Genomic DNA, 17087 nt, shown 5'->3' with positions numbered 1-17087 from the left:
GGGGTCGCCCTGGAGGCGTACGTGCGGGGCCCGGGGATCGGTCCTTTCGACCGATGCCCGCGCCGGGGGCGAAGAGCAACCATGGAGGCATGAGCGTGCTCGCAGGCGCTGACCGACGCCCTGACTCTGGTCCTCACGACCCTGTTCTACGGCGGCATCCTCGCGTCCGGCGCCTGGCTCGCCTCCTGGCTGCTGCCGTGGACCCGCCGCCGGCGGGTGCCGCGGGTCTGGCTGGCGGGCCTGTCGCTGCTGCCCTTGCTGATCGTCCTGGCGGTGGTGTTCAACCTGCCCGAGGGGTGACGCGGCGCCCGCTCAGCTCTCCGCCAGGAGCTCGTCCGCGTCCATGATCCGGTAGGCGTACCCCTGCTCCGCCAGGAACCGCTGGCGGTGCGCCGCGAAGTCCTGGTCGAGCGTGTCCCGGGCGACCACCGAGTAGAAGTGGGCCTGGTGCCCGTCCGCCTTCGGCCGCAGCACCCGGCCGAGCCGCTGCGCCTCCTCCTGCCGGGAGCCGAAGGTGCCCGACACCTGGATGGCCACCGTCGCCTCCGGAAGGTCGATGGAGAAGTTCGCGACCTTGGACACCACCAGGACACTGATCTCGCCCTGCCGGAACGCCTCGAACAGCTTCTCCCGTTGCGTGTTCGACGTCTCGCCCTTGATCACCGGTGCGTCCAGATGCTCGCCCAGCTCGTCGAGCTGGTCGATGTACTGCCCGATGACGAGGATCTGCTGGCCCGCGAACCGCCGGACGATCGCCTCGGTCACCTTCTGCTTGGTCGCCGTCGTCGAGCAGAACCGGTACTTCTCCTCCTGCTCCGCGGTCGCGTACGCGAGCCGCTCGGAGTCGGTGAGATTGACCCGGACCTCCACGCAGTCGGCGGGCGCGATGTAGCCCTGCGCCTCGATCTCCTTCCACGGCGCGTCGAACCGCTTCGGGCCGATCAGCGAGAACACGTCCGACTCGCGGCCGTCCTCGCGCACGAGCGTCGCGGTCAGGCCGAGCCGCCGCCGGGCCTGGAGGTCGGCGGTGAACTTGAAGACGGGGGCGGGCAGCAGGTGCACCTCGTCGTAGAGGATCAGACCCCAGTCCCGGGAGTCGAACAGCTCCAGGTGGGGGTAGATGCCCTTCCGCTTCGTCGTCAGCACCTGGTACGTGGCGATGGTGACGGGGCGGATCTCCTTCCGCGTCCCGCTGTACTCGCCGATCTCGTCCTCGGTCAGCGAGGTCCGCCTCACCAGCTCGTGCTTCCACTGGCGGGCCGAGACCGTGTTGGTGACCAGGATCAGCGTCGTCGACTTCGCCTGCGCCATCGAACCCGCGCCGACCAGCGTCTTGCCCGCGCCGCAGGGGAGGACGACCACGCCGGAACCGCCGTGCCAGAAGTTCTGCACGGCCTGCTTCTGGTACGGGCGGAGCGCCCACCCGTCCTCGACCAGCTCGATGGGGTGCGCCTCGCCGTCCACGTACCCGGCGAGGTCCTCCGCCGGCCAGCCCAGCTTCAGCAGCGTCTGCTTGATCTGCCCGCGCTCCGAGGGATGCACGACCACCGTGTCCGGGTCGATCCGGGCGCCGACGAGCGGCGCGATCCGCTTGGAGCGCAGCACCTCCTCCAGCACGGGCCGGTCGGTGCTGGTGAGCACCAGTCCGTGCGCCGGATGCTTGACCAGGCTGAGCCGACCGTAGCGGTCCATGGTGTCGGCGATGTCGACGAGCAGCGCGTGCGGCACCGGGTAGCGGCTGTACTGCACCAGTGCGTCCACGACCTGCTCGGCGTCGTGCCCGGCCGCCCGCGCGTTCCACAGGCCGAGCGGGGTCACGCGGTAGGTGTGGATGTGCTCGGGCGCCCGCTCCAGCTCGGCGAAGGGCGCGATGACCCGGCGGCAGTCGTCGGCCTGCTCGTGGTCGACCTCCAGGAGCAGGGTCTTGTCGGACTGGACGATGAGCGGACCATTCACGCGCGGCTGCCTTTCTGCGGCTCGGCGACGGACGCGGCCGGGCACTGCTCGGCCAAACCTCCAGTTTGCCTGATCGCACGCTGTCGCGGTCCTGAGCGGGCAGCGCTACTTCGGTGCGGCGGGCGTGAGCTTGTTCACCAGCGGTCCTCCACAGCGGTCCTCCACGGTCGGGACGTGGCGGGCCGGCCCCGGGGACGAGGACCGGCCCGCCGTCAGAAAGAGAAAGAGAAACGGTCAGAACGAGAAACGGATCGAACGGGTCACGATGGTTTGCGCGCCCGTTCAGGACACCCGGTGGCTGCCCCACGGCCGGCCGCACCATGCGGAGGCGGCCGGAGCCTCGCTCGTCCGATGGACATGCCGGGCGTGGCGTGCGTGAAACCCGCCGTTCACCCGAACGGGTTAGCTTTCCTCGTCCGCCAGCTCCGCGACGCCCGTGATTCTGTGCAGCGGATACGTACGCACCTCGTCGGCGGTGTGGTCGTACGCCGTGACAAAGCCGCCCTCGACGCGCACTGGAGCGATCACACGCTGGCTCGCCGCGCCCTCGGCGTTGACGTAGCCGATCCACAGCGCCTCGCCGGTGAGGACGGCCGCCTGCATGGTGGCGAGCGTCTCGGCGGCGGTCGTACGGGGCAGCTCGCCCTGTCGGCCGGAACTGTCACCGGAGGCCGGTTTGCGCGGGGCGGTCGAGGCGAGGTCGCCGGCCCGGATGGCGCGGATCGCCGCCGTCAGCAGGGTGTCGTCCGGGACGGGCGGCCCGTCCGGAACCGGCTCCGGCGGCGTGCGCGGCGGAGTCCGGTGGGCGTGGGCCCGGGCGATCACGACATCGCCCTGGGCGGACTCGGCGGCCGGAGCGAAGCCCATCGCGCGCAGTCCCTCCAGCAGGCCGGCCGGGTCGGCCTGCGCGGCGAGCACGGTCGGTGCGAGCCGGCGCAGGCCCAGTGCGGCGGCCCGCTTGTCGGCGAGGATCTCGCTGAGCACCGCGTCGTCGTCGCAGCGGACGTACGCCGAGGCGGCGCCCACCCGGAGGTGCCCGTGCCTGCGGGCCACGTCGTCGATCAGATACGTCAGCGGCTGCGGCACCGGCGTACGGGAGTGCGCGGCCAGGAAGGCGTGCAGGTCGGCGGCGGTCTGCCCGGCGTCGAGCGCCCGCCGGACCGAGCCGGGCGTGAACCGGTAGACCGTCGCGCCACCCTTCGATTCCACGTCCGCGAGCACACCCAGCATGTCGGCGAGCGGCCGCTCCAGCGGGCCGGGCGCCACCGCCGTCAGATCGGCCTGGAGCAGGACGTGGTCCAGCGGCTCCGGCAGCAGCGGCGCGAGCAGACGGGCGGCGGCAGCGGCGGCGGTGGCCTGTTCGGCCGGGGAGAGGGGAGCGGGCGGCGGGGTGGGCCGGTGGTGCACGGGCAGCTTGTCGCCGGGCCCTTCCGGCTCCGGCTCCGCCTCCGCCCGCCGGGGCGCGGGTGCACCGATGAGCGCTCGCCCGTGCGTGGAGAGGGCTCCCCGACCGGTCACCCCCAGCATCTCTGCCTCGGTCAGCGCCCACCGCGCCAGCCGGGCCCGCGGATCGTCGGCGTCCCCGGCGGCCACCGGGCCGCGACCGCCCGCGCGCGGCGGCCGTTCCCAGGCCAGCCGGGCCAGGATCGACTCACCGGCCGGTGCGGCCCCCTCCGGGAGGGCCGCGAGCAGCGTCAGCACCCGGTGCCGTACCTCCGGTGCCGCCGAGCGGTCCAGGCCCGGACCCAGCGCCGACAGCGTGTGGTCCTTCGCGTCCCGCCCGCCGACCAGCCCCGCCGTCCGTGTCGCCGCCAGCCACGCCGTGGCCAGCCGCGCCCACCGCTCCGCCGGGGGCTGCTCACGCCACTCGTCGTAGGCGGGCGTCGCCGCGTACCGCTCGTCGGCCTCCCCGTCGGAGGCGACCAGCCCGGCCGCGTAGGCCAGTTCGACCCAGAACGCCGCCACCGGCTCGGTCACGTCGAGGGCCGCGGCCGTCCGCTTCAGATCCCGCACGCTCAGGCCGCCCGCCCGCAGTACCGCCGGGCCGCCCTCGTGCCATTCCTTCAGCAGTTCCTCGACCGTCGCCAGCGCCGTGTACGCCTGCCCGGCCGCCGTCGCGTCCACAACCTGTGGACGGTGCGTCGCGGCGGCCTCGACCGGCGGCGGCACCGGTTCCGGCGTCCGGTGCGCTCGCCCCGCCCGCAGCCGCAGCGCCACCTCGCGCGGCAGGACGACCGTCCCGGGCGCCGTCGGCAGCAGCAGCCCCCGGTCCAGCAGCCAGCGCAGCCGGGGCGCGGGATCGGCGGTGACCTGCCCGTACGGCGGGCCCCAGACCAGCCGTTCCAGCACCTCGACGGACTCGGCCGGTGCCTCGTCGAGCAGCGCGGACATCCGCGCCGGGTCGTTGAACAGGGCGGTCAGATCGGCCACGGCGGACACCGAGTCGTGCGTGGACGGCAGCCCCGCCGTCGTCACGATTTCCTGGATCCGCCCCGGCGACATCCCCGCGGTGGCCTCCCGCACCGTCGGGCCGAGCCCGGTCGGCGACGGGTGCTGCGGCGACGGCGCCAGCAGCTCGCGGGCGGTGCGGACCAGCCGCAGCCGGTCGTCACCGCCCCACACCAGGGCCTGCTCGCGCAGTGCGGCGAGCGTGCGCGGCAGCGCGGCGGAGACCGCCGGGTCACCGTCGTCGCCCGCCAGCAGTCCGAGCAGTTCGTCGTACGTCGCCGGGTCGGAGGCCACGGCCAGCGCCTGGGCGGTCTGCAGCGAGAACCGGTCCAGCCGCTCCAGCGCCCGCACCACCGAGGCCCGGGTGCCGGCGCGGGTGGCGAGCTGGGTGAGATCGGTGGGCACGGGCGTGATGAGGTCCGGCCGGCTGCGCAGCAGCGCGGCCAGGGAGACGTCGTCCCGCCCCCGAAGGGCCTCGGCGAGGGATCGGGGGGCCGCCGCGGGATTCTCCTCGGTGCTCATCCGCCCCACGTTAGCGGGTGGGTACGTCCGTGGCGTGGCGGGAGTTGGGTCGGCCGGGGCGACTCGCGGTACGGTCGGGCGACGGTGTCCCAACGCATCCGCCCCGGAGGGGACTTCGTGGGTATCGAGAGTGACCAGGTCGTCTACGAATATCTGAGCCGCGTCGGCGATGTCGCGCAGCAGCGGCAGCTGCCGTCGGCGGCGCGCATGCGGCTGGTCGCCGGACTGCGTGACGAGATCGATCGGCGGCGGGCGAAGGCTGTGGTCGATTCACCCGCTGCGGTGCGCCGGATCATCTCTCGGATCGGTACGCCGACTGAGGTGGTGTCGGCGGCGGAGGGTACGGCGGCGGGCTCGTCGGGGGACGGGGCGGAGGGTTCTGCGGCGCCTGCCGCTGTGCCGGTGCAGCGGGAGGGTGAGGGGCGGGCCAAGGGTGTGCTGCGGCGGGTCGTTCCCCGGCCGCGGCCGGCCTCGCCGGAGGGTCCCGCCCCTGCCGACGTGCCGTCGCCGCCGCATCGGGCCGGTACCGACGAACTCGGGGACAGTGCCGGGCAGCCTGACTGGTGGCGGGTGGACAACAGTGTCTTCGGTGTCGGGGACGATGTGCCGGGCTTCGTGGGTGGGGTGGAGATTCCGGAGCTGCTTCGGGCTCCGGCTTCGGCTTCGGCGCCGGTGACGAAGGGGGAGCCGTCCGATTCGGAGGCGGTCGTCGCCGGGGAGGCGGAGGAGGGCGTCGCGCCGCGTCGGCGCATGCTGCGGTTGCCGTCCCGGCGCTGGAGCAATCCTTTGCTGCTGCTGGCCGCCGGGTCGCTGGTCGCGGGGGCCGTGCTCGGCAACTGGTTCGCCCTGATCCTCGGGTGGCTCATCGCGTGGGCCTCGCGCCGACTGACTCCTGCGGAGTCGAAGTGGGCGGTCGTCGTCATACCCGGGCTCGCGCTTACGGGCGGGGTGGTGTGGCTGTGGGGGAGGGCGGCGGAGCGGTGGGGTGCGGCGATTCACGAGGGTGAGATGAACGCGGCGATGTCGGAGACGTGGCCGTGGGTCGTTCGGGGGGCGGCGGTTTCGTCGGCGCTGTTTCTTGTGTGGCGGTCGCAGCGGGGGCGCTGACGCGCGCTTGCAGGGGGGCCGGTGTTTCGGCTCGGGTGCCTGCGGCGGGGGTCTCGGCGTTGGGCCGGTGCCGCTGCGGCGCCGCTGACGGGCGTTTGCAGGGGGGCCGGTGCTTCGGCTCGGGTACCGGCGTTGGGGCTGACGGCGCTGGGCCGGTGCCGCTGCGCCCACCCGTGCCGCCCCAGCGGCACGACTGCCCGCAGCTGCGTCGGCGGCACGACTGCCCGCAGTTACGGCGGCGGCGCGGCTGGGCGCGGCTGCCTGGGCGGCACAATGGGGGGCATGGCCTTGATCCCGTTCTCGTTTGCTGTTGGGTTTGATCTTGATATGACGCTTATTGACTCGCGGCCCGGGATTCGGGAGTGCTATCGGGCGTTGGCGGACCGGACGGGGACGTACATTGACGCCGATCTCGCGGTGAGTCGGCTCGGGCCGCCGTTGGGGGAGGAGCTGGCCAACTGGTTTCCGGCCGAGCGGGTGGAGGAGGTGGTGGAGCTGTACCGGGAGATGTACCCCGAGTACGCCATCACCCCGACGCCCGCCATGCCCGGCGCCCGTGAGGCGATATCGGCCGTACGGGAAGCGGGCGGGCGGGCGATCGTCGTCACGGCGAAGTACGAGCCCAGCGCCAAGCTGCACCTGGCCCACCTCGGTATCGAACCGGACGCCGTGATCGGCGGCCTGTGGGCCGAGCAGAAGGCGCTGGCGCTGCGGGAGCACGAGGCCGCCGTCTATGTCGGCGACCACGTGGGCGACGTGCGCGGCGCGCGGGCCGCCGGTGCGCTGTCCGTCGCGGTGACCGGCGGGCCCTGCGACGCCGCGGAGCTGCGCGAGGCCGGCGCGGACGTCATCCTCGCCGATCTGACCGAATTCCCGCGATGGTTTTCGGACTACCGCTCGGACGGCAGCGCGGCGCGCGCCTGACGCCGTCCCGCCGCGGCCGAACGGAGTACCCCCGCGCCGGCCATCAGGAATCCGACGCCCATGAGCATGCTCAATCCGAACATGTACGTCGGAAAGGGCGAGGTTCCCAGGAACAGCGGGGCCACAGTGACCAGAGTGGCCACGGCACCGACGAAGAAGACGATGGCACCGGCACGGACCAGGCCGTCGCCGGGCGCGGTGGAATTCACTTGGGTTTTGTCACGCACCGGACCAGGGTAGTTCCCAGCGCGAGAGGAACAACCGGGTGACGTCTTGTCACCGGCCTGAAGACCATTAGCCTTGGTACTGGCGGGTCATCGGGCCCGCCCGAGTGCTATGTAGAGCCATTTTCAGAAGCAGTTTTCCCGACGAGTACGAGGACGAGAGACGTGCCCACCGGCAAGGTCAAGCGAGCCCACTAGGCACAGAGGCCCGCTACAGTCTTCCCCATGGAACCCAACCTTCGGTATCTCGCCTGCCTCCGCCTCTCTGCCGACTCGGACGGCTCTACGTCCATCGAGTGGCAGCGCCGAGTGACCAGCCACTATCTGACGGCCCCTCACATCTCCGGCCACCTGGTGGGGGAGGCAGAGGACACGGACGTCTCAGGCTCCCTGTCCCCCTTCAAGCGGCCGAAGCTGGGGAAGTGGCTCAATGACAGGGCGGACCAATTTGATGTCTTGATTGCAGCCAAGATGGACAGGCTTACCCGCCGGTCAATGCACTTCAACGAACTCTTGGAGTGGGCGCAGCAAAACGGCAAGTTCATCGTGTGCGTAGAAGAGGGGTTCGACCTCTCGACTCCCCAAGGCAAGATGATGGCTCGCATGACGGCCGTCTTTGCCGAAGCTGAGTGGGACACAATCCAGGCACGCATCCTGAACGGCGTACAGAGCCGCCTGGAGAACCGTTCTTGGCTCGTCGGCGCTCCGCCTACCGGCTACCGCATCAAGGCCGTAGAGGGAGGGAAGCGGAAGATCCTGGAGATTGACCAGGACTTCCACCCCTACGTAGAAGAGATCTTCCGGCGCATTGGTGAGGGACAGTCCACGCACCGGATTGCCCGAGACTTCAACGGCCGTGGCGTACTCACGTGGGGGGATCACCTGCGAAAGCTGAAGGGGGAAGGAATCAAGGGGACGCAATGGCAGTCCACCATTATCAACAAGTTCATCCGCTCCTCTTGGGTTCCCGGTATCTACACCTACAGGGGGGAAGCCGTCCTAGACGATAACGGAGACCCCGTAATCCTCCCTGAGACGCCCCTAGCCACGATGGATGAGTGGACGGACCTAGTAGACAAGATCAAGCCCGCAGAGAAGCCAGAGGGAGCCTCTACGGGTACCCGGAACAGTGCTAAGAGTCTCCTGTCCGGTGTCGGCCACTGTGGGGAGTGCGGAGCGGCATTCACTTCCCTCATGGGCACGGGCTACACCAGGAAAGACGGCACCAAGACACCAGGACACAGGTACTACCGGTGCTCCAACAAGTTCAAGGGTGGCGCTTGTCAGAGCGGCCCCTATATCCGGGCAGACGTTCTTGATTCCTGGGTTGACCGGGTGATCCGGGAAAGTATTGGTCAGTGGGACATGTACGAGAGGGCAGGAGTGGGCCCTTCGCAGGCAAGGGAACTCCAGGCGGCTAGGGCACGCCTGGAAAACCTGGAAGCTAAGTACATCGCAGGAGATTACGACGGAGAGGGACAGGAAGAGTCCTATCAGCGTATGCATAAGTCGCTCTCCGGAAAGGTCGCTCTTCTCGCAAAGCAGGAAGCGGAGAGGGCTAACCCGACTCTCAAGGCAACGGGTAAGAAGTACGGCGAAGTCTGGGAAGCAAAAGACCAGGAAGACCGTAGGAACTTTCTTCGGGCCTATGGCGTAAAGGTCTTTGTCTGGGGCGAGGGCGCCGACAAGAAGGATCGGGGGTACGTCATGAACCTAGGAGATATCAAGACCATGGCCGAAGAACTCTTCCCCAATCGTGGTTGGGCCAGTCTGAATCCGGTGCACACTCACAACGCACCGGAAGGCTACTGGCGCAAGATCGAGGTGGCGGCAGATCTTCTGAAGCAAGGGCCTGTCGTTGAAGTGAACCTGCGGTCGTCTGAGAGCTTCTGAGAACGCAAGAGAGCCCCTGGATACCTTCCCGAGTCTGGGAGGGCGTCACAGGGGCTCTCTGCTGTCTGTGGTCGGCTAGCTAGTGCTCTGACCGGATAGGTTCGCCGGAAGCTCGCGGTGTTCGGCGTGGACGGGCCTCGCCAACCTCCGTAGGCTGGTGATCGCCTACGAAGGGGGCCGGGTGAACGGCAATCCGCTTTACCACTGGATAGTGCTGGCGGTGTCCACGGCGCTCCTGCTGCCGGTGCCGGTGGCGATACTGGCGGGGTGGACACCGCCGTGGTTGCGCAAGCGACAGGCCGGGTTGCGGCTTCGCGCCTACGGCATTCTGTGCATCTACGCCCTCATGCTCGTTAACGGCATCCCCCGGATCGCCGATGCCTCATTCGAGACGGTCATGGTCTGCATGACCGTCGGTTTCGGCTTCATCGCCGCCGCTGCGGTCCTGTTCCTGCTCTCGGCACGCAAGGATTCAGGCGCCCGGACATCTGCCCCAGTCGAACCTCTTGAAGGCTGAGAGGCAGCTTGCTCGCCTGCCGCGTGACGGGGTTGGTCAGGCTGCTGGTGCGAGGGGACGTCCGCCCCAGCGGATGCCTTTCTCGCCGCGGATGCGGGCGCGTTCCTTGCGTTGTGCGGCGAGGACGTCGGGGTGGCGGGCGTTGGCGTTGCGCCAGCGCAGGTAGTGATGCAGGGCCTGGGTCTGTGCCGGGTGGCTGCGGTGGTGGGAGTTGGCCAGGGTGAACTGCCGCAGCGGGCCGAAGTGGGCCTTGATCGGGTTGGCCCAGGAGGCGTAGGTCGGGGTGAAGCACAGCTCGACCTTGTTCTTCTTCGCCCAGCGGCGGATGTCCGCTCCGGTGTGGGCGGAGAGGTTGTCCAGGATGATGTAGATCGGGGCGCCGTCGGGTCGGGCGGCGCGGATCGACTTCAGCGCGGCCAGCGTGTTGGCGGTGCCTTTGCGGCGGTGGTTGACGCCCCACAGCCGGTCGTCGCCGACGGAGTAGCAGCCGTGGAAGTAGGTCACACCGTGCGTGCGGCGGTAGGTCGCCGGGAGGCGGTCGGGCTTGCCCTGCTTGGCCCAGCAGGAGCCGGCGGTGGGCCGGATGCCCAGGGGGTCGAACTCTTCGAAGGCGAAGACCCGGTCCGGGAAATGCTCCAGCACGTGCTCGATGCGGTCGAGCTTGGCGTCACGCTCGGGGTCGGGCGACTCCTTCCAGGTCTTGGTGCGCTGGAAGGTGATCCCGCGGCGCCGGAGAAGGCACCGTAACGCTTCCCGGCCGATGCGGATGACGCGTCCGTGCACGCGGCGCAGGTAGGCGGCGAGTTTGCGGATCGACCAGCGGGTGAAGGGCTGACCGAGCCTGGCCGGGCGGGTCGTGGCCGTCTGGATGACGAAGTCCTCGTCCTCAGGGGTGAGCAGGCGGGGACGGCCTCCCGCCCACTGAGACATCTCACGATGCCAAGTCGTCAAGCTGCTGCGGCCAGTTCGGAGGGGAAGGCGATGTGTTCGTCGAACAGTTCGCCTGCCTGAAGGCAGTGGTAGAACTGGCCGATCATGCGGTTGAACAGGTGTCGCTGGGCGGCCGCGTGCCAGTCTCCTTGCTCGCGTCGGCGCCGGTAGTGGGCGTCCGCGCCGGGAGAGGACCGCAGAGCGGAGAAGGCCCACAGGTAGCCGGCATGGTTAAGCCGGTCGTTCTTGACCATGCGACGCCCGACGTGGTGTTTCTTGCCGGACGCGCGGGTGACGGGGGCGGAGCCTGCGTAGGCCTTCAGGCCACGTGCGTCGACGAACCGCTGGCGGTCATCGCCGATCTCGGCCAGCACCCGGGCGCCGAGCTGCATACCGAGGCCGGGGAAGCTCAAGATGACTTTGGCGTCCGGGTGTTGGAGAAAGGACTCCTCGACCGCCTCGGCGAGCTCGTCAGCAGCGAGGCAGGCGGCTTCCAACTGCCGTAGGAGGGCGGAGACCTGCTTGCCGAGCGCGTCTTCGACCAGCTGCGGCTGGCTCGCGTAGTCGCCGCGGAAGACCTCGCGGAGCCGGTCGGCCTCGGCTTCGATGCCGCGGCTGCGGCCGGCTCGTTTGAGGGCGGATCGGAGCTGGGCGCGGGTGAGCCGGGCGGCCTGGCTGGGGGTAGGGGCAAGCTTGAGCAGTTCGAGGGCTTCGGGACGGCACAGGCCGTTGGTCCATCTGGCGAAGGCGTCCAGGGCGGCGGGGTAGTACTCGCGTAGCAGCGAGCGGAGCTGGTTGGCGATCTGCTGCCGGTTCCAGGTGGCGTCCTGCTGGGCGCGGGCGAGGACGGCAATGGCGCGTGCGAGGTCGGTGTCTGCCGGCAGCGGCCGGTGCATGGGCATATCGGTGCGCAGGATGTTGGCCAGCACCAGAGCGTCGCCAGGGTCGGACTTCTTGCGGGAGACGCCGTGCCGGTCGCGGTAGCGGGCAGCGGCCATCGGATTGATCGCGAAGACCTTCCGATTACCCTGGCGCAGGGCCGCGACCAGGAGGCCACGGCTGGTTTCGATGGCGATCGGGATCGGGTCGTCTTCCGTGTCGCCGTACTCGGCGAGCAGGTCCAGCAGCAGCCGGTAGCCAGCCGCGTCGTCGGTGATGCGGCGCTTGGCCAGCAGCTGTCCAGTGTCGTCGATCAGGGCGACGTCGTGATGCTTCTCAGCCCAGTCGATCCCGTAGTAGATCAAGTTGCTCCTCCCCTTCGGCGCTGGCATCTGCGCTGGTCACGAGCGCATGCGGGCCACGCGGCTCCCTAATTCCAGGACTCTTCGGTCCGACATCTCACAAGCCGTTCGCGGCACCAGCGCGTCCCACGGGTCTCGGTCTTGTCCAGAGCTCGAGGCTCGGGATTGGTAAGAGGTCACCGTGAAACGGGCTCGCACCACCAACTCCAACGAGTGAATACGCCGCGGGTGGTGGCGGCCGTGAAGACGACGAACGTCACCGCTCTACCTGGAGGCCTCGCAGGCCGGGGCTTGTATAGGTTGTCCGCCCGGCGTCCACGCGCCCGCCATCACCTCGAGCACTGGGGCCGTGCGCCGCTCTCAGTGAAGGCCTCATCAGCCTGGGTCCAGGAAGGCGTCACAGTCCCGTACTCGAACAGTCCGGCAGTGCTCCAAGAAGCCGCGCCGGTGCCGCTACCAACGAATTAGGGTCCAGGCAGGCCAGGCCGATCTCGTTGAACCGGTGGATCACGTCGCGGACAGTGTCCTCGTCGGCCTGGACCAGCTTCGCGATCACCGGGACCCGGTTCCCGCCGGCCGAGGCCAGCAGCATCATCGCCCGTCGGTAGCGCACCGAACTGGTGCTTCCACGGCGAACGATCTGCTGCAGCTTCTGTCCTTCCTGGTCAGTCAGTCGGCGTACACGGACAGGCTCCGCCACTCGCACCTCCAGCGATCGAAACGAACGTGACCGCCCATCCAACCGCCCCAGCCACCAACCCGGCGAACCTTCCCGGTCACAGCACTAGTGATCTATGGACGACGGCTAGTCAGATTCACCAGTGAGCCCCTGTGGCGGTATCGACACTCTCCGCTGTTTCCGCCCGTGCCTACGTGGGGAGAGGGCCGGTAGGCTGGTTCGACGGCTGTAGGCAGCAGTACCAGGGCGTACCTGGGGCGACCGAGGGAGCGTGTGCTTTGCCGACTGGCAAGGTCAAGTGGTTCAACAGTGAGAAGGGCTTCGGCTTTCTCTCCCGTGACGACGGCGGCGACGTCTTCGTGCATTCCTCGGTCCTCCCCGCCGGAGTCGAGACCCTCAAGCCGGGCCAGCGCGTGGAGTTCGGCGTGGTCGCCGGGCAGCGCGGCGACCAGGCGCTGTCCCTGACCCTCCTCGACCCGACCCCGTCGGTCGCGGCGGCCCAGCGCAAGAAGCCCGACGAGCTGGCGTCCATCGTGCAGGACCTGACGACCCTCCTGGAGAGCATCACGCCGTCCCTGGAGCGGGGCCGCTACCCCGACCGCGCGGCCGGCAAGAAGATCGCCGGGCTGCTCCGCGCGGTCGCCGACCAGCTCGACGTATAGAACCAGAGCGGCTGGAACCAGAGCGGCCCGCTGCCGTTCAGGGGAACCGCAGCGCGTCCGGGCCGAGGGGCGGCACCAGTCCCTCGGCCGCCGCACGGGTGAGCAGCCCCCGCACGGCCGCGTAGCCGTCCTCGCCGAGACCGGCCGTGAACTCGTTGACGTACAGCCCGATGTGCTGATCGGCGACGGCCGGGTCCATCTCCTGGGCGTGCTCCATGACGTACGGACGCGACGCCTCGGGGTCGTCCCATGCGGCTCGTACGGATGTACGGATCGAGTCGGCGAGCCGCGTCAGCGTCTCCGCGCCCAGCGACCGCTTGGCGATGATCGCGCCCAGCGGGATCGGCAGCCCGGTGGTGGCCTCCCAGTGCTCGCCCATGTCGGCGAGCTTGTGCAGCCCGTACTCCTGGTACGTGAAGCGCGCCTCGTGGATCACCAGTCCCGCGTCGATCTTCCCGTCCCGTACGGCGGGCATGATCTCGTGGAACGGCATCACCACGATCTCCCCGACCCCGCCGGGCACCAGGTCCGCCGCCCACAGCCGGAACAGCAGATACGCCGTCGACCGCTCGCTGGGCACGGCGACCCTGCGGCCCGTGAGGTCCACCCCGGCCTCCCTGGTCAGCACCAGGGGCCCGCAGCCCCGCCCCAGGGCGCCTCCGCAGGGCAGCAGTGCGTAGTCGTCGAGGACGTACGGCAGCACCGCGTACGACACCTTCAGCACATCCAGCTCGCCGCGCTCGGCCATCCCGTTGGTGACGTCGATGTCGGCGAAGGTCACGTCGAGGGCGGGCGCGCCGGGGACGCGGCCGTGGGCGAGGGCGTCGAAGACGAAGGTGTCGTTCGGGCAGGGGGAGTAGGCGATCCGCAGCGGCTCCCGCTCGCCGGTGTGCTCACTGGTGGTCATGGTGGTCATGCTGGTCACGGTCGGTCTCGATCCAACTCTTCAGGACGGGCGCGAGCTGCCCGAAACCCTCGGTGAGGGCGCTCAGGGCGTCGCCGATGCGCCAGGCGGCGCGGTCGCGCGGGCCGACGGGGTTCGACACCGCCCGTACCTCCAGCACGGGCCGCCCCTGGGCGACGGCCGCCTCGGCCACGCCGAAGCCCTCCATGCCCTCGGCGAGGGCGTTCGGGTACCGGGCGCGCAGTGCGGCGGCGCGGCGGGCGGTGCCGGTGGCGGTGGAGACGGTGAGGACGGTGCCGGGGCGGGCCCCCGTCACCCGGACGGCCTCCCGCACGAGCGACCTCGGACAGCGGTGCGCGACGTGCCCGAAGCCCAGTTCGGTGACGGGGAGGAAGCCGTCCGCCGTCTCGGCGCCGAGATCGGCCACGACGATCGTGTGGGAGACGACGAGCGAGCCGAGCGGCGCCTCGGGAGGGAACCCCCCGCCGATACCGGCGCATACGACGAGACCGTAGGAGGTGCCGTCGAGTGCGGCGGCGGTGAGCGCGGCGGCGGTGGAGGCGGCGGCAGCGGCGGGGCCGACACCGGTGGCCAGCAGATCGAATCCACCGTCCATGCGGACCAGGCTCACCCCCGGAAGGTGCACCTGCTCCGTCTCCCCGGGGAACGCCTCGGCCACCGCGTCCCGCTCGACGGGGACCGCGGTGGCCACGAGAACGCGTGCCGAGGACGTGATCAGTCCTCCTGCTTCTTCAGCCGGAACGACCACAGGCCCGTGGTCTCCGTCTCGCCCTCCTTGATCGACACCAGGGTCGAGTCGCCCTGGGCGCCGTACTGGGCGTTGAAGAACACGCTGCCCGGGATGGCCTGGTAGGTCTTCTTGCTGGACTCGACCAGCGGCTGACCGTTCATCAGGATGGTCCAGCCGTTGTCGGCGATCTCCGGGTCGACGCCGAAACGCACGGTCTGGGTGGGGTCGACGGTGATCTCGTCGACGCCCTTGTCCCTCAGGCACTTGTTGATGGCCTGGGTGTTCAGGGCCTCGCCCTCCCCGCCGCAGGTGGCCTCGGAGCTCACCGAATCACTGCCCACCGTGATGGTGGCCAGCGGCGTCGGCTTGTCACAGGCGGCCAGGACGAGCAGTCCGGCCGATACGGCGCCGGCGGCGGCGACGGCACGGCGGCGTCGCACAGCGCGGTGTCTCAGAGCGGCTGCGCCGCGGGGCAACGTGGTCATGGCCGAAGGCTATCGGGCAGGTGTGCCACGCTCCCCACGTGGGGTACGGCGTGGCCGGAGCGTTACGCCACTCGCGCCCGCCCTCCGTGCCCCTGCCGGGCCGAGCGGAGCAGCCCGCGCACGGTGGTCAGCCAGCCCGTCGCGACGATCGCCGCGCCCGCGGCCAGCCCCAGCGACGCGATCAGCGGCATCGCGATGCCGATGGCGCCGCCCAGCACCCACGACATCTGCAGCAGCGTCTCCGACCGGGCGAACGCCGAGGTCCGCACCAGCTCGGGCACGTCCCGCTGGATGAGCGCGTCCAGCGACAGCTTGGCCAGCGCCTGCGCGAACCCGGCGATGGCGGCGAGACACGCCACCAGCACCGCGCCGAAGAACACCGCGGCCACGACCGCCGCGCTCATCACACACGCCACCACCGTCACGATGATGATCTCCGGTGCGCGGGACCGCAGCCCCGCCCCCACCGCCGTACCGAGCGCGTTGCCCGTGCCGGCCGCCACCCCCACGATGCCCAGCGACACCGCGGCGCTCTGACCGGACATCGGATGCTCGCGCAGCAGGAACGCCAGGAAGAAGATCAGGAATCCGGTGAGGCAGCGGATGGAGGCGTTGGCGGCCAGCGCGTGGGTGACGGCCGGGCCGACCGTGCGCAGCCCGGGACGCTTCTCCGCCTTGCGGTGCGGGCCGTGCAGGTGCTGCTCGTCGGCGGCGAGCAGCGCCACGGCCTCCCCCTTGGCGGAGTCGACCTTCGGCGGCAGCCGGAACGACAGCAGCATCCCCGTCACGAACAGCGCGAACGCCCCGTACAGCGGCCAGCGCGGCCCGATCTGGTGCAGGCCCGCCCCGATCGGCGCGGCGATCCCGGTCGCGAGCAGCCCGCCGAGGGTGACCCGCGAGTTCGCCTTCACCAGGGAGAAGCCGGGCGGCAGCAGCCGCGGCACGACCGCGCTTCTGACCACGCCGTACGCCTTCGAGGCGACCAGTACGCCCAGCGCGGCCGGGTACAGCTCGAGCCCGCCGGTGACGACCGCGCCGGACAGGACGAGCGCGAGCAGCGCCCGGGCGAGCATCGCGCCGGCCATCGCGGCACGGCGGCCGTGCGGCAGCCGGTCCAGGAGGGGGCCGACGACCGGGGCGAGGAGGGTGAACGGTGCCATGGTGATGGCGAGGTAGAGGGCGACACGCCCGCGCGCCTCGTCCGTCGGCACGGAGAAGAAGACGGTGGACGCGAGCGCCACGGTGATCATGACGTCGCCGGCGCCGTTCACGCCGTGCAGCTCGATCAGCTTGCCGAGCCCGGACTCCCCGGCGCCGTGCGCATGGGTCGCCCGGCGGATCCCGCGGGCGGTCTTGGTCACCGGGAAGCGCAGGGCGCGTCCGCACGCGCGAAGACGGCCGCCCGCCCGGCCCGTGCCGAGGCGTCGGCCGCTCTCCTTGACCCCTTCCGACCCACCGGCCCCGGTGGCGCCGTGGGGTGTCCTCGCGGTTGCCACGACGTCATAGTGCCCCGAGAAGGCGGTGCATAGTGCCGTATCCGCCAGGGACGGCACCCGGGGTGCGGCTGTACGGCGCAACCCCGCGCGGCCGGCCGGGCTGGTGGAGTCCGTCGCGGTGGCGTCGCGGTGGCGTCGGGGAACCCGCCGCCGAAGTGGACTGCCGTCTCCCGGAAACCGGCGCGCGGAACCGGGAACGACCGTCGGTGTAGGCCCAGGGCACGCGAGCAGGTAGCGTGCGTATCTCAGCCATCCCGCAGAATGGATGGAGGCGCGCCCGAGCACGTTGTGGCGCGGACGTCGACGCGGTCCCGCTGTCCGCTCCGTCCGCCCCCCGCGCTGGGAGTG

Annotated in this window: 14 protein-coding genes and 1 pseudogene; 5 read left to right on the top strand and 10 right to left on the bottom strand. The window is 70.4% G+C overall.

The window, feature by feature from the left end:
- Positions 1-312: 312 nt before the first annotated feature.
- Positions 313-1956: a DNA repair helicase XPB gene (locus tag AB0L56_RS14255; RefSeq protein WP_361031441.1), complete on the bottom strand. Its 1644-nt coding sequence runs from the start codon at positions 1954-1956 to the stop codon at positions 313-315.
- Positions 1957-2358: 402 nt separating this feature from the next.
- Positions 2359-4926, bottom strand: a complete 2568-nt coding sequence (locus AB0L56_RS14250; RefSeq protein WP_365422864.1) for a helicase C-terminal domain-containing protein — start codon at positions 4924-4926, stop codon at positions 2359-2361.
- Positions 4927-5043: 117 nt separating this feature from the next.
- On the opposite strand from AB0L56_RS14250, the gene AB0L56_RS14245 reads away from it, so the two are divergent.
- Together AB0L56_RS14245 and AB0L56_RS14240 are read left to right on the top strand one after the other, a co-directional pair.
- On the top strand, positions 5044-6033 hold the full coding sequence (locus AB0L56_RS14245; protein WP_365422861.1) for a hypothetical protein: 990 nt from the start codon (positions 5044-5046) through the stop codon (positions 6031-6033).
- Positions 6034-6315: 282 nt separating this feature from the next.
- Positions 6316-6957: a haloacid dehalogenase-like hydrolase gene (locus tag AB0L56_RS14240; RefSeq protein ID WP_365422858.1), complete on the top strand. Its 642-nt coding sequence runs from the start codon at positions 6316-6318 to the stop codon at positions 6955-6957.
- On the opposite strand, the gene AB0L56_RS14235 is transcribed toward AB0L56_RS14240, so the two are convergent.
- On the bottom strand, positions 6924-7184 hold the full coding sequence (locus AB0L56_RS14235; RefSeq protein WP_361031429.1) for a hypothetical protein: 261 nt from the start codon (positions 7182-7184) through the stop codon (positions 6924-6926). The two genes, AB0L56_RS14240 and AB0L56_RS14235, sit on opposite strands and share 34 nt — an antisense overlap.
- Before the next feature lie 222 nt (positions 7185-7406).
- Here AB0L56_RS14235 and AB0L56_RS14230 point away from each other — a divergent pair, with 222 nt between their 5' ends.
- Positions 7407-9074 (top strand): recombinase family protein, encoded by a 1668-nt coding sequence (locus AB0L56_RS14230; RefSeq protein ID WP_365422855.1) that lies wholly within the window; start codon positions 7407-7409, stop codon positions 9072-9074.
- Between the two features lie 157 nt (positions 9075-9231).
- Positions 9232-9591 (top strand): hypothetical protein, encoded by a 360-nt coding sequence (locus AB0L56_RS14225; RefSeq protein ID WP_365422853.1) that lies wholly within the window; start codon positions 9232-9234, stop codon positions 9589-9591.
- A gap of 36 nt (positions 9592-9627) precedes the next feature.
- Here AB0L56_RS14225 and AB0L56_RS14220 read toward each other — a convergent pair whose 3' ends face one another.
- The 3 genes and pseudogenes from AB0L56_RS14220 to AB0L56_RS14210 all read right to left on the bottom strand — a co-directional run.
- On the bottom strand, positions 9628-10542 hold the full coding sequence (locus AB0L56_RS14220) for an IS630 family transposase (protein WP_365422850.1): 915 nt from the start codon (positions 10540-10542) through the stop codon (positions 9628-9630).
- Positions 10539-11792 (bottom strand): IS110 family transposase, encoded by a 1254-nt coding sequence (locus tag AB0L56_RS14215; protein ID WP_365422847.1) that lies wholly within the window; start codon positions 11790-11792, stop codon positions 10539-10541. The genes AB0L56_RS14220 and AB0L56_RS14215 overlap by 4 nt, the downstream gene beginning before the upstream one ends.
- 436 nt (positions 11793-12228) lie before the next feature.
- Positions 12229-12462 (bottom strand): annotated as a pseudogene (locus AB0L56_RS14210) (helix-turn-helix domain-containing protein); the annotation flags it as partial.
- A 257-nt stretch (positions 12463-12719) separates the two neighbouring features.
- On the opposite strand from AB0L56_RS14210, the gene AB0L56_RS14205 reads away from it, so the two are divergent.
- The gene (locus AB0L56_RS14205) at positions 12720-13103 is read left to right on the top strand and encodes a cold-shock protein (RefSeq protein WP_361031426.1); all 384 of its coding nucleotides are present in this window, start codon (positions 12720-12722) and stop codon (positions 13101-13103) included.
- A gap of 37 nt (positions 13104-13140) precedes the next feature.
- Here the strand turns inward: AB0L56_RS14205 and AB0L56_RS14200 are convergent, their stop codons facing one another.
- From AB0L56_RS14200 to AB0L56_RS14185, 4 genes are all read right to left on the bottom strand, one after another.
- Positions 13141-14010 carry a 1,4-dihydroxy-6-naphthoate synthase gene (locus AB0L56_RS14200; RefSeq protein WP_365423209.1) on the bottom strand — a complete coding sequence of 290 codons (870 nt, stop codon included), beginning with the start codon at positions 14008-14010 and terminating at the stop codon, positions 13141-13143.
- Entirely contained in the window at positions 13997-14776 is a 780-nt protein-coding gene (locus AB0L56_RS14195) for a futalosine hydrolase (protein ID WP_365422844.1), read from the bottom strand. The genes AB0L56_RS14200 and AB0L56_RS14195 overlap by 14 nt, the downstream gene beginning before the upstream one ends.
- Complete coding sequence (locus tag AB0L56_RS14190; protein ID WP_361031417.1) at positions 14743-15243, bottom strand: DUF2771 domain-containing protein; 501 nt, start codon at positions 15241-15243, stop codon at positions 14743-14745. The genes AB0L56_RS14195 and AB0L56_RS14190 overlap by 34 nt, the downstream gene beginning before the upstream one ends.
- A 62-nt stretch (positions 15244-15305) precedes the next feature.
- Positions 15306-16739, bottom strand: a complete 1434-nt coding sequence (locus tag AB0L56_RS14185) for an MFS transporter (RefSeq protein ID WP_365422841.1) — start codon at positions 16737-16739, stop codon at positions 15306-15308.
- Between the last annotated feature and the right edge of the window lie 348 nt (positions 16740-17087).

This window comes from Streptomyces sp. NPDC052079, assembly GCF_040680275.1.
Taxonomy (GTDB): Bacteria; Actinomycetota; Actinomycetes; order Streptomycetales; family Streptomycetaceae; genus Streptomyces.
The sequence above is the reverse complement of the archived record's forward strand: the minus strand, read 5'-3'. Positions and strand labels throughout refer to the sequence as shown.

Coding starts and splice junctions, on each gene's coding strand:
- AB0L56_RS14250 (WP_365422864.1), bottom strand. CDS start 4,926: ATGAGCACCGAGGAGAATCCCGCGGCGGCCCCCCGATCCCTCGCCGAG.
- AB0L56_RS14240 (WP_365422858.1), top strand. CDS start 6,316: ATGGCCTTGATCCCGTTCTCGTTTGCTGTTGGGTTTGATCTTGATATG.
- AB0L56_RS14230 (WP_365422855.1), top strand. CDS start 7,407: ATGGAACCCAACCTTCGGTATCTCGCCTGCCTCCGCCTCTCTGCCGAC.
- AB0L56_RS14215 (WP_365422847.1), bottom strand. CDS start 11,792: ATGCCAGCGCCGAAGGGGAGGAGCAACTTGATCTACTACGGGATCGAC.
- AB0L56_RS14200 (WP_365423209.1), bottom strand. CDS start 14,010: ATGACCACCAGTGAGCACACCGGCGAGCGGGAGCCGCTGCGGATCGCC.
- AB0L56_RS14190 (WP_361031417.1), bottom strand. CDS start 15,243: ATGACCACGTTGCCCCGCGGCGCAGCCGCTCTGAGACACCGCGCTGTG.